Source organism: Streptomyces albidicamelliae (genome assembly GCF_025642175.1).
Lineage (GTDB): Bacteria > Actinomycetota > Actinomycetes > Streptomycetales > Streptomycetaceae > Streptomyces > Streptomyces albidocamelliae.
This window is the reverse complement of sequence record NZ_CP106795.1, coordinates 4,791,935-4,804,119: the sequence shown is the minus strand read 5'-3', so window position 1 is coordinate 4,804,119 and position 12,185 is coordinate 4,791,935. Positions and strand designations below refer to the sequence as shown.

Below are 12,185 nucleotides of genomic sequence, written 5' to 3'. Positions count from 1 at the left end.
CCGGGCGGAGAGGCCGCCCGGTGACGGAGGAGCGAGCGGCCGCGGGGCGGTCCGCTCGGCACGAGGGACGGACACCGTGGACGAGGAGCTGCTCACCATCGGCGCGTTCGCCGCGCGGGCCCGGCTGTCGGCCAAGGCCCTGCGGCTGTACGACCGGCTGGGCCTGCTGGCGCCGGCGCACGTCGACGGCGTCAGCGGGTACCGCTACTACCGCGCGGACCAGGTCGAGCACGCGCGTCTGGTGGCCCTGCTGCGGCAGCTCGACATGCCGCTCGCCCGGATCGCCGAGGTGACCGGTGCCGAGGGCGCCGAGGCGGCCGACCGGCTCGCCGCCTACTGGGCGGACGTGGAAGCCCGGGTGGCCGGGCAGCGGACCCTCGCCGAGTACCTCCGTGGACGGTTGTCGGGGAGGAGCTCCGAGATGTACGAGAAGTTTGCGATCGAAACCATCGACGTGCCGGCACAGGTGGTGATCACCGAGTCGCGGCACACGCTGGCGGACGAGTTGCCGACCTGGATCGGCGCGTCCCTGGGGCGGCTGGAGGCGGGCGCACGGGAGTGCGGGGGCGTGACGGGCGCGCCGTTCGTCGTCTACCACTCCGAGGTGTCGATGGAGAGCGACGGGCCCGCCGAGTCCTGTGTGCCGGTGGCGGACGAGGCCGCGGCCCGTGCGTGGGCCGGACGGCAGGGACGGGCCCGGGGGACGGCGGTACGGGTGGAGCCGGCGGTGCGGCTGGTGTACACCCGGATCACCAAGGCGCAGGTGGCCCATCCGCAGATCCTGGCCGCCTTCGAGGCGGTGGAGCAGTGGACGGCCCGCAAGGGGCTGTCGATCGCGGGGCCCTGCCGGGAGATCTACTTCGCCGACTGGGACGCGGCCGGGCCCGGTGACCCCGTGTGCGACGTGGCGTTCCCGGTGCGCCGGTCCGCGGTGAGCACGGAGTAGGCGCACCGGGCCCACGGAGAAAGGTGAGCCCTCTCGGCAAGGACGGCGACTCGTCGAGAGGGCGCTCCCGGTGGTGCCTGTGCGGTTGTGGGGGCCGGACCGGAACGTCCGGCTCGTCCGCGGACCAGGGTCAGGGAAGGTCTGCCTACGCCTTCACCGAGGCCACGAAGGCGTTCCACGCGTCGGTCGGGAAGGCCAGGACCGGGCCCTCGAGGACCTTGGAGTCGCGGACGGCGAGTTCGGCGGTGGTGGGCGACTTGACCTCGACGCAGGCGCCGTTGCCCGCGGAATAGGAAGACTTCATCCACGTCTCCGAAGCGCCCTGAATCAGTGCCATGTCCACTCCTGTTGCGAGTTGCGATAGTGCGGTTCACGCCAACCTTGCGACTGATTGGCGTGATCGACGCTACCGGGCAACTGCCCCCGCCGGAGTAGTCGTTCACTCAACCGGATGGCATATTCCAGGTGAGCCTTCCAATGGAGTGGACCGACGGTGTACGATCCGGCGCCCTCTGTGACAGCAGGTCATTCGGCGTAGTCTTTGGCCCGTTCCGCAATGAACTGTCGGGATTGCTCCACATTGAGGGACTGTGCCCGCAGATGCTCGTACATCACGGCGTACTTCTGCACGTCCTGCGCCTTCTCCAGGTACAGGTCGCTGGTGACGCCCTCCAGGTACACCACGCTGGAGTCGGCCGCGTCGGTGAACTCCAGGATCGCGTACTGGCCGTTGAGGCCCGGGTGCGCGCCCACCTCGAAGGGCAGCACCTGCACGGTGACGTGCGGCAGCTGGGACATCTCGATCAGGTGCTCGAGCTGCTCGCGCATCACCAGCTTGCTGCCGACGACCCGGCGCAGCGCCGCCTCGTCCAGCACCACCCACAGCCGCAGGGGGTTCCCCTCGGCGGTGATACGTTCCTGTCGCCGCATGCGCACCTGCACGCGCTTCTCGATCTCGGCCGTCGACGTCTCCGGCAACGCGCCCTGCACCAGGGCCTCCGCATACGCGCGGGTCTGCAAGAGACCGGTGACCAGCTGGGGTTCGTAGACCCGCAGGGACTCGGCGTCGGTCTCCAGGCCGATGTACACGCTGTACGGGATGTCCCCGAAGGTGTGCCACCAGCCCTGCTGCCGCGAGTCCCGGGCCATCTCCATCAGCGAGTCGACGATCCGCTGGTCGTCGACCTCGTACACCCCGCACAGGTCGCGCACGTCGCGCTGGCTGATGCTCCTGCGGCCGTTCTCCAGCCGGCTGATCTTCGACTGGGACACGAGCAGCCGCTCCGCGACCTCTTCGGCCGTCATGCCCTTGAGCTCACGGAGCCTGCGCAGCTCCTGACCCAGGCGGCGCCGCCTGACGGTGGGATTCACATTGGACGCCACGGGACGTGCACCTCCGGCTGCCTGCCTGTTTCTTGACACTTTCCGTATCTGCTGTTCAGCAGACTGCCACCAAGGTGCTTTCTACCGCTGGGAAACGGTGGATATGCGGCGCGTACGCGTCAGTTCGGGCACAGATACGAAAACCCGAGGCCACCGGGGACGCAGTCGAGCGGGGCGGAGGGATCACAGGATCTCTCCGCCCCGCTCGGACCAGCGGCTCCCGAACCGGGGCTGTGGGGACCGGGGTTGCGGCTCAGTGGGCCACGGCGCGTGCCATGGACCCGCGGTGCGGCTGCATCGGAACCCCGCGTGCGGGTTCCGCCGTGGACCTGCCTCCTGGCGCGGCCGGCCGGCCGGGCGAGGCCGGGCCACGGCGCGGCTGGGCGGCGGCGCCGTTCTGCACGTCCATCACGGCGTGCGCGACGAGCCCGCCCATCGGGTCGTGCCGGATCAGGTCCCGCAGCCGGGACCTGGACGAACGCCCCTCGTTGCCGGGGTAGAGATGCTTGCCGAGTCCGACGGCGTGCGCCAGGGCGGCGAGCGCCGCGGTCCGCGGGTCCGGCGGTACACCGGTGCGGATCGCGGAATCCAGCCGGGCTCGGATCTCCCGGCTGATCTCGTTGTCCGTCGCCTGATAGCGCGTCGTCGGCAGCACCCCGCACATCTGGCCCGCCACGGCATGCACCATGCCGCACCGCTCCAGGTGCGAGAGGTAGGTCTGACGGAGCCCCAGCCGGGGTCCGCCGATCCAGTGGACGGCACGTACCGGAGCGCCGCGCCTTCGCAGCAACTCCAACGCGCAGTCCAGAGTCGGATCTCCAGTCGGCCGTGGTGCCACCACGGCGATACGATCCCCGTCTGGGGCTATCCGTCCGGCCAGCGCCAGCTCCACTAGCTGTGCTCCGGCCAGACCGAGGTCGAGCGACTGCGGCTGTGCAGTGGTACCCGTGGTCGGGTCCAATGCCAGCAGCAGAAGCTCCTCCGGAAGTGTTCTGCGGCTCCTGCCCATCCATGCCTCCCCGCGTGGATGAATGACAGGGTGACCCCTCTCACATTCATCTGTCGAGGGTGCGTGACCGGTTCGTGAGGGAACCGGTAGGTATGTCGTTCTCGTCTACCACAGGGGCCAAGCCCTCACACAGGACACTGGTACATGGTTCGGACAGGGCGCGCGTGCATACGTGCGGCGCATGGAGGAGGCATCGGTGGCGGGCGAGTCCCCCGACAGGTCGAAGCAGCGCGAGTCGTCGGCGGAACCGACGTCGGGGAGCGGGGGTTCGGTTCCCGAGGCGCGTGATCCACGCCTCGCGGTCGCCCGCGAAAAGGATTCCTCGGGCGGTGGCACGGACACCGCGACGAAGATCCTGTCGGTCCGGGACGTGAAGGAACCGGCGGCGACGGAGGAGCCGGCGGAGGCGGAGGAGTCCGCGGGTTCCGGGGGCGCCGACGCCGAGGGGTCGGCCGACGCCGCCTCCGACGAGGACACCGCGCTGCGCGACGCCGTCTCGGCGTGGGTGCGCGGGGCGGACGCGGGCGAGCGGGAGGCGAAAGCCGACGCATCTGCAAACGCGGCGGAGCGACGGGAGTCGGGGGCCGACACGGATGCCGAGGCCGGCACCGACGCGGAGGCGGGGGCGAGTTCGACCGCCGACGCCGACACGGACGCGGAGTCCCGGTCCGAGGCCGAGTCCGAGTCCGAGTCCGAGTCCGGGAAGGCTGTCGAGGCCGGCACCGGTTCGAAGGCCGACGCGGCCGAGGAGACCGGCAAGGACACCGACGGCAAGGCGAAGGCAGGCGCCGCCGGGAAGGCGGACGCGGCGGTGCGGTCCGACGCCCGCGTGGCGGCCGCCGCTCGTGTGAAGGCGGCGCACGGCGGGGCGAACACCAAGGCGGGGGCGCGCTCTGACGCCGTGCCGGAGGCGGACACCGGCTCCGGCACGAAGGCCGACGCCGCCCGGGACACCGAGGCCGCCTCGAAGACCGGTGCGGCCTCGACGGCCGCCGCCGACGCACCGGCCGGCCCGGAGCGGAAGGCCGACGGCGACGCCGGGGCCGACGCGGACGCCCCGGCGGACGCCAAGCCGAAGGCCGACGCCGACTCGAAGACCGGCACCGGCTCCGAGGCGGACGTGAAGCCGACGTCCGCATCCGGCGCGAAGAGCGAGGCCGAGCCCGAGGACGCCACCGGCGCCAAGAGCGACGCCAAGCCGAAGCCCGGAACCGGCGCGAAGAGCGACGCCACGCCGAAGCCCGGAACCGGCGCGAAGAGCGACGCCGAGCCCGAGGACGCCACCGGCGCCAAGAGCGACGCCAAGCCGAAGCCCGGAACCGGCGCGAAGAGCGACGCCGAGCCCGAGGACGCCACCGGCGCCAAGAGCGACGCGGCGCCCGTCGACGCGAAGCCCGATGCCGGGGCCGACGCCGAGGAGGACGCGAAGCCCGAGGACCGCGAGGGTGCGGACGGGCCGCGGGTCGACCAGGCCACCGCCGTCTTCAAGGCCGTACGCCCCAAGGCGCCGCAGGTCGACCAGCCGACCACCATGCTCAAGCTGGGCGGCAAGCCCCGGACGCCCGCGCCCGAGAGCGAGCGCACCAGCAAGTTCGTCGCGTTGAAGAACGATCTGGGGCCCGCGCCCGCGAAGCCCGCCACCGCCACCCCCGGCACCACCGCCCCCGGCAGCGGCAAGCCCGCCGGCGACAAGCCCGCGGCCGCCGCTCCGGCCCCGCCAAGCCGGACGTCACCACCGCCGTCCCCCAGGTCGGCCCCGAGCGCACCACCCAGCAGCCGCTGCCGCCCAAGCCCCCGCTGGACCTGCTGGCGGAGCTGACGAACACCCCGCCGCCCCCGGAGACCCCGGTCCGCACCCTGGTGCGCCGCGTCAAGATCTGGACCCCGCTGGTCCTGCTCCTGGTGATCGTCCTCGCGGTCGTGCAGAACTTCCGCCCGCTCCCCCAGCCCACCCTCGACCTCACCGCGAAGGACAGCTACACCTTCGGCGGCTCCGACGCGAAGGCCGGCATCCCGTGGCCGGCCGACGGCCAGGCCGCGCTGGACGTCCAGGGCATCGGCAGCTTCGGCTCCTCGGGCACGCAGAAGCCCGTGCCGATCGCGAGCGTCGCGAAGGTGATGACGGCGTACATCATCCTGCGCGACCACCGGCTCAAGAGCGGCGCCGACGGCCCCAAGATCAAGATCGACAAGACCGCCGAGCAGCAGTCGAACGCGGGGCAGGAGTCCACGGTCCACGTCACCGCCGGTGACTCGATCACCCAGCGCGAGGCGCTGGAGAGCATCCTGATCGCCTCCGCGAACAACGTGGCCCGTCTGCTCGCCCGCTGGGACGCCGGTTCGGAGAAGGCGTTCGTGGCGAAGATGAACGCCACCGCCAAGGACCTCGGCATGACGAACAGCACGTACACCGACCCCTCCGGTCTGACGGACTCCACCGTCAGCACGGCCGTGGACCAGGTGAAGCTGGCCAAGGCCGCCATGACCGAGCCCGCCTTCCGCGAGGTCGCGGCGATGATGTCGTACGACGACTACAAGGGCGTGAACCACTCCAACTGGAACCACCTGGTCGGCAAGAACAACGTGGTCGGCATCAAGACCGGCACCACCACTTCCGCCCTCGGCAACCTCGTCTTCGCGGCGAAGAAGGACGTCGGCGGCGAGACGCGGACCATCGTGGGTGCCGTGCTGCGCCAGCCCGCGGGCGGTCCGGAGAACACCATCCTCAGCGCCGCCCTGGACCACAGCGACAAGCTGATCCGGGCCGCGCAGGGGGCGCTGAAGTCCGCGACGATCCTGAAGAAGGGCGACGTCGTCGGCTACGTCGACGACGGCCTCGGGGGCCGTACCCCGGTCGTGGCCACGAAGGACGTCAAGGCGGCCGGCTGGTCCGGTCTCCAGGTCGAGCTGGACTTCGCCGCCGACGAGGTGCCGCACACCGCGAAGGCCGGCACCCAGGTCGGCACGCTCACGGTGGGTGACGGCTCGGCCGGTGCGGTGAAGGTCCCGGTGGCCCTGGCCGAGGATCTGACCGAGCCCGGTCTCGCGGCCAAGCTGACCCGTCTGGGCTGACCGCACCACCTCGGTCCGCCCGCGCACCCCGTCGACGGCGCCCACCCGGGAGCCGGCCGGCGGGGTGCGTGCTAGCGTCACGAATCGGGGCAGCCGGCCGGTCAGGGGGACATGGCCGGGAACTGGACGTGAAGCGGCCGGGAACACTGAGGGACACGGCCGAGAAAAGAAGACGGGAACGGGGAGCCTTCAGGTGGCCACAGCGGAGCCGACACGCGCCGACGACGCCGATCCGGGCCCAGCAGCCGGCCCGCGAATACGCGTGTCCACACCTGACCGGGACGGCGCGGGCGGCACGCACGGTCATCACGAGGACCGGGCGGCGGCGCACCGCCCCGGCGGACGCGCACGTCTTCTCGCCTCCCTGGAACCCCTTCGGCAGCGGCTGCTGCTGCACCCCGTGCTCTCGGTCACCGCTCTGGCGGGCGTGCTGCACATCGTCTGGTTCTTCACCTTCGCCAACAGCGGCGGCGACCTCGCGGCCCAGGACGCCTGGGCCGAGTTCGTCGGCCGGCACCCGGACTCGGCGTACAACCTCGCCTGGTACGGGGGCATGCACCCGGTGTCGTACAGCGTGGTCTCGCCGTACCTGATGTCCGTCCTCGGCGTCCGTACGACGATGATGCTCGCCGGGACGGTGTCGGCGGGCCTGCTGACGCTGATCCTCATACGCAGCCGGGCGGTGCGAAACCCGCTGTGGGTCTCGCTCGCCGGGGTCTTCGCGTTCCTGTGCAACGCGATATCCGGGCGGGTGACCTTCGGGCTCGGCACGATGTTCGCGCTCGGCGCGGTCGCCGCCGTGCACTGCTGGCCGTACCGGTGGCGCTACAAACGCTGGGCGAAGGCGCTGGTCGCCGCCCCGCTGGCCGGCCTCGCCACGATGGCGTCGCCGGTCGCGGGACTGTTCGTGGGGCTGGTCGCGGTCGCGCTGTTCCTGCAGAAGCGGCGGCCGGGCGCCTGGGCGCTGGGTCTCGCGCCGGCGGCCGTGGTCGGCGTCTCGGCCTGGCTGTTCCCGTTCTCCGGCACCCAGCCGATGACGATCGGCTCGGTGGTCCTGCCGCTGCTCTACGGCCTGCTCTGCCTGTTCCTCGTGCCCAAGGAGTGGCTGACCGTCCGGCTGACGGCCGCCGTCTACAGCCTCGGTGTCGTCCTGGTGTGGCTGATCAGCTCGCAGATCGGGTCGAACATCTCGCGGCTGCCGATGCTCTTCGCGGGTGCGGCACTGATCGCGGCACTGCCGTACACCGTGCCGAAGTCCCGCAAGTGGTACGTGACCGTGCTGGCGTTCCTGGGCTTCGTCGGCTGGATCGGCTTCAAGACGGTCGACGACATCATCCACACCACCCCGGCCGCCTCCTGGGCCCGCGAGCTGGCCCCGCTGGTCAACGAGCTCCAGAAGAACGGCGCCGAGAAGGGCCGCGTCGAGGTGGTCCCGGCGCGCTCGCACCGCGAGGCGTCCGCGCTCGCGCCGTACGTCAACCTGGCCCGCGGCTGGAACCGGCAGGCCGACATGGAGCGCAACCCGCTCTTCTACGACGACACCCTGAACTCGGCGAACTACCACGAGTGGCTCCAGCGCTGGGCCGTCCACTACGTGGTGCTCCCCAAGGACAACCCCGACGGCGACGGCGGTGTGCGCGAGGTGCAGCTGCTGCAGCGGGGGATGCCGTACCTGAAGCAGGTGTGGGGCGACGCCAACTGGCAGCTGTTCCAGGTGACCGACCCGGCGCCGCTCGCCGAGCCCAACGCGGTGGTCGACCGGGCGGAGCAGGGGGAGATGACGCTGGAGGTGCGCGAGGCCGGGCGGATCCTGATCCGGATCCCCTACTCGCCGTGGCTCAGCGTCGTGGACGAGCACGGCAAGAGCCTGCAGCCGCCGCAGGAGACGGAGGCGTCCAAGCACCGGGAGCAGGGCACCCCGAAGACGTACGACAACGTCAACGGGTGCCTGATGGAGACGCCGGAGGACGCCAACGGGGACAAGTGGACGGCGCTGCTCGCCCCGCGGGCCGGCACCTACCACCTGGCGGCCCCCTACCAGCTGCCCCGCGGCACCCCCTGCCCCGACGAGCTGAAGTAGCTAGTCGGTGCCGCGCAGCTCCGTCACGTAGCGGTCCGTGCCCGGCACCGTCGGGACGAAGGGGGCCACCAGCTCCACCCGCCCCAGTCCCGAGCCCGCGACGTCCGCGTCCAGGCCGGTGAAGTGGTCCGTCCAGCACTCCCTCGGGTCCGTCTCCAGGAACCACAGCAGGGTCAGCCGGGTGTCCACGCCCTCCACCTGCTTCACATAGGTCATGCGGTCGCCTGGCAGCGGTGTCGGCCGGAACACGGTGACCATGGCGGCCGGGGACCCCGCGAGCCGGCGCGGCAGGTGCCGGGAGGCCAGCCACTCCAGCAGCTCGGCCCGCTGCCCCGGGGAGTCGGCGTCGACGACCTCCAGCACCAGACCCGCGTACGGGTGGTCGAGCGCGTGGACGTCCCTGGGCCCGGCGGCACCGTCCCGGTAGACGGTCGCCGCGTGGTCCTGGAAGGCCGTGAAGACGTGGGTGCGGTCGTGGTAGACCCGGGCGTCGCGGTTGAGGCGCCGGTTGACGGCGACCGTCCACTTCATGTGGTCGGCGTACCGGCCGGCGGTGATCCAGTAGGTGGAGAGGTAGCAGCCGGCGGTGACCGGCTGGGCGACCGCGGACTTCTCCGGGTAGCGCAGCAGTTGCAGCTCCCGGGTGGCGACCCAGCGGCGGCCGGCGTACATCCACGGCATGGCCATCGCGCCGGCGTAGTAGTGGTCGTCCTCGTACCAGCGGTTGTAGGCGTACTCGTGGCCGGGATGCGGTTCGACCATGGTGATCAGGGCGTGGCCCGGGCGGACGCCGTACGGGCCCACGGAGGCCAGTTCTCCGTACAGATCGCTCCGTGTGTCCTCGTTCATGCGGTTCCCCTTCCGTCCTCCCGCGGTCGCCCATACTCTGACGCCCCGTCAGATAGAACGCCATACCCCGGGAGGCACCGATGTCCCTGCTCACCGGCAAGACCGTCGTCGTCTCGGGCGTGGGGGCCGGGCTCGGCCACCAGGTCGCCGCGGCCGTCGTACGGGACGGCGGCAACGCGGTGCTCGGGGCCCGCACCGAGGCGAACCTCGCCAAGAGCGCGGCCGACATCGATCCGGACGGCGGCCGAACGGCGTACCGGACGACCGACATCACCGACGAGAAGCAGTGCGAGGCACTTGCCGCGCTGGCCCGGGAGCGGTTCGGCTCGATCGACGCCGTGGTGCACGTGGCCGCCTGGGACTCCTACTTCGGCGGGGTCGAGGACGCGGACTTCGCGACCTGGCGGTCGGTCATCGACGTGAACCTGCTGGGGACGCTGCGGATGACGCGGGCGTGCCTGCCGGCCCTCAGGGCCGGCGGCGGCGGGTCGGTGGTGTTCATCGGGACGCAGTCGGCCGTCGCCGCGCCCTCGCAGGTGAAGCAGGCCGCGTACGCCGCCTCGAAGGGGGCGCTGACCAGCGCGATGTACTCGCTGGCACGGGAGCTGGGGCCGCAGCGGATCCGGGTCAACACGGTGCTGCCGGGGTGGATGTGGGGGCCGCCGGTGCAGGCGTACGTGCGGTTCGCCGCGCAGTCGGAGGGGGTGCCGGAGGACGAGGTGCTCGCACGGCTGACGGAGCGGATGGCGTTGCCGGAACTGGCGACGGACGGGGACGTGGCCGACGCGGCGGTGTTCCTGGCCTCGGACCGGGCGCGGTCCATCACGGGACAGTCGCTGCTGGTCAACGCGGGTGAGCTGATGCACTGAGCCGATCGGGCCAGTCGTTTCCTCGTTCATGTAGATGAACCGAGGTCATCTAGCCGAACAATTTTACGCGCTCTTGACCTTCCACTTCCTTGCCCAGTGTCCATGTTCGAAACCAGAGTTCACATGCCTGACCCTGGCTGCGAACCCTGGAAGGGGACACATGAACGGTCTCGACTGGGCCGTGCTGATCGGCTACTTCGGAGTGATGGTCGCGATCGGCGTCTGGTCGCACAAGCGCGTGGACAACGTCTCCGACTTCTTCACGGCCGGCGGCAAGATGCCCTGGTGGCTTTCCGGCATCTCGCACCACATGTCGGGCTACAGCGCGGTGATGTTCACCGGATACGCGGGCATCGCCTACACCTACGGCGTCACGTCGTTCATCACCTGGTCGTTCCCGATCGCGCTCGGCATCGCCATCGGCTCGAAGCTGTTCGCGCCGCGGATCAACCGGCTGCGTTCCCGGCTGCACGTGGCCTCGCCGCTGGAGTACCTGAAGAACCGCTACGACCTGCCCACGCAGCAGGCGCTCGCCTGGTCGGGCATGCTGTTGAAGATCGTCGACGTGGGCGCCAAGTGGGCGGCGATCGCGACCCTGCTGTCGGTGTTCACGGGGGTGTCCCTGAACCAGGGCATCGTCATCACCGGGGCGATCACCGCCGTCTACTGCACGATCGGCGGCCTGTGGGCGGACGCGCTGACCGAACTCGGCCAGTTCGTCATCCAGTTGCTGGCCGGCGTCTCCATGTTCGTCGCGGTCGTGCTGAAGCTGAGCGACCAGCACATCGGCTTCCTCGGCGCCTGGGACGAGCCCGCCCTGCACGGCCACGGCAAGCCGCTCGTCGGGCCGTACGGGACGGTGTTCCTGCTGGCGTTCCTCTTCATCAAGCTCTTCGAGTACAACGGCGGCATGCTCAACCAGGCGCAGCGCTACATGGCGACGGGCAGCGCGCACCAGGCCGAGCGCTCGGCGCGGCTGTCGGCGATCCTGTGGCTGGTCTGGCCGGTGGTCCTGTTCTTCCCCATGTGGATGTCCCCGCTCCTGGTCCACGCGCAGAAGCCGGACGGCTCGGACTCGTACGCGCTGATGACCGAGCAGTTGCTGCCGCACGGCCTGCTGGGCCTGGTCATCGTCGGATTCTTCTCGCACACCATGGCCATGTGCTCCTCCGACGCCAACGCGATCGCCGCGGTGTTCACCCGTGACGTGGCGCCGGTGCTGTCGGCACGGGCGCGTGGGTGGGGCGAGCGTTCGGGTCTGGTCGCGGCCCGGGTGACCACGGTCGTCTTCCTCGCGCTGTCCATGGCGGTGGCCACGCAGGTGAACTCGCCCGCGTTCAAGGACATCATCACGGTCGTCATCAAGTGGGTGGCCGGTCTCATGGGGCCGATCGCGATCCCGATGATGCTGGGTCTGCTCCGCGCGTTCCGCCGCTCCGGCCCCACGGCGGCGCTGACCAGCTGGGCGGCGGGTCTGCTGGCCTTCTGGCTGGTCAACTACCCGGTCAACTGGAACGTCGACGGCGGGGTGCCGCTCCAATACCAGGTCTCGGTGCCGCTCGCGGTCTCGCTGGTCCTGTACGTCCTCATCGGCTACCTCAAGCCGGAGGACACCCCGGAGCGCCTGGCCGTCATCGAGACGGTCAACACGGACGGGGGCGCTGCGCTGGCTGTGCCGGTGTCTTCGGGTGCCGGGGACGACGCGGCTGCCGCGACCTCGTCCGGGGGGAACGTGTCGTAGGACTGCTGCCGGGGGTGCGGGCGTGGGTGCGGGTACGTCGTGGCTGGTCGCGCAGTTCCCCGCGCCCCTAGGGGAATCGCCGGGGCGTCGGCCGAGGGGTGCCGGTCGTGCCTGCCGATGCATCGATCGTGCGGGTGCGTCCGGGCCGGTCGCGCAGTTCCCCGCGCCCCTCGGGGAGTCGCCGGGGCGTTGGCCGAGGGGTGCCGGTCGGACCTGCCGATGCATCGAACCGTGCG

General features: G+C 71.1%; 10 protein-coding genes. 6 read left to right on the top strand and 4 right to left on the bottom strand.

The genetic code is table 11. From position 1 onward, the window contains the following. The first annotated feature begins 76 nt into the window (after nt 1-76). Nucleotides 77-946 carry a MerR family transcriptional regulator gene (locus N8I86_RS22140; RefSeq protein ID WP_073888384.1) on the top strand — a complete coding sequence of 290 codons (870 nt, stop codon included), beginning with the start codon at nt 77-79 and terminating at the stop codon, nt 944-946. 145 nt (nt 947-1,091) lie between these two features. Here the strand turns inward: N8I86_RS22140 and N8I86_RS22135 are convergent, their stop codons facing one another. From N8I86_RS22135 to N8I86_RS22125, 3 genes are all read right to left on the bottom strand, one after another. Next, complete coding sequence (locus N8I86_RS22135; protein ID WP_073888382.1) at nt 1,092-1,283, bottom strand: DUF397 domain-containing protein; 192 nt, start codon at nt 1,281-1,283, stop codon at nt 1,092-1,094. 188 nt (nt 1,284-1,471) lie between these two features. Beyond that, the gene (locus N8I86_RS22130) at nt 1,472-2,329 is read right to left on the bottom strand and encodes a helix-turn-helix domain-containing protein (RefSeq protein ID WP_263278529.1); all 858 of its coding nucleotides are present in this window, start codon (nt 2,327-2,329) and stop codon (nt 1,472-1,474) included. Nucleotides 2,330-2,582: 253 nt separating this feature from the next. Beyond that, a complete protein-coding gene (locus N8I86_RS22125; RefSeq protein ID WP_263278528.1) occupies nt 2,583-3,338 on the bottom strand; it encodes a GOLPH3/VPS74 family protein in 756 nt (251 codons plus the stop codon). Between the two features lie 181 nt (nt 3,339-3,519). Here N8I86_RS22125 and N8I86_RS39045 point away from each other — a divergent pair, with 181 nt between their 5' ends. From N8I86_RS39045 to N8I86_RS22115, 3 genes are all read left to right on the top strand, one after another. Beyond that, nucleotides 3,520-5,157: a hypothetical protein gene (locus N8I86_RS39045; RefSeq protein WP_317633617.1), complete on the top strand. Its 1,638-nt coding sequence runs from the start codon at nt 3,520-3,522 to the stop codon at nt 5,155-5,157. A gap of 41 nt (nt 5,158-5,198) precedes the next feature. After that, a complete protein-coding gene (locus N8I86_RS39040; protein ID WP_317633616.1) occupies nt 5,199-6,410 on the top strand; it encodes a D-alanyl-D-alanine carboxypeptidase in 1,212 nt (403 codons plus the stop codon). A 193-nt stretch (nt 6,411-6,603) separates the two neighbouring features. After that, entirely contained in the window at nt 6,604-8,490 is a 1,887-nt protein-coding gene (locus N8I86_RS22115; protein WP_263278527.1) for an MFS transporter, read from the top strand. Here N8I86_RS22115 and N8I86_RS22110 read toward each other — a convergent pair whose 3' ends face one another. After that, nucleotides 8,491-9,339 (bottom strand): hypothetical protein, encoded by an 849-nt coding sequence (locus N8I86_RS22110; protein ID WP_263278526.1) that lies wholly within the window; start codon nt 9,337-9,339, stop codon nt 8,491-8,493. It abuts the gene before it with no gap. Nucleotides 9,340-9,419: 80 nt separating this feature from the next. Between N8I86_RS22110 and N8I86_RS22105 the strand changes: the two genes are divergently transcribed. Both N8I86_RS22105 and N8I86_RS22100 read left to right on the top strand, forming a co-directional pair. Then, a complete protein-coding gene (locus tag N8I86_RS22105) occupies nt 9,420-10,208 on the top strand; it encodes an SDR family oxidoreductase (protein ID WP_073888374.1) in 789 nt (262 codons plus the stop codon). A 160-nt stretch (nt 10,209-10,368) separates the two neighbouring features. Next, entirely contained in the window at nt 10,369-11,949 is a 1,581-nt protein-coding gene (locus N8I86_RS22100; RefSeq protein ID WP_263278525.1) for a sodium:solute symporter family protein, read from the top strand. Nucleotides 11,950-12,185 lie beyond the last annotated feature (236 nt).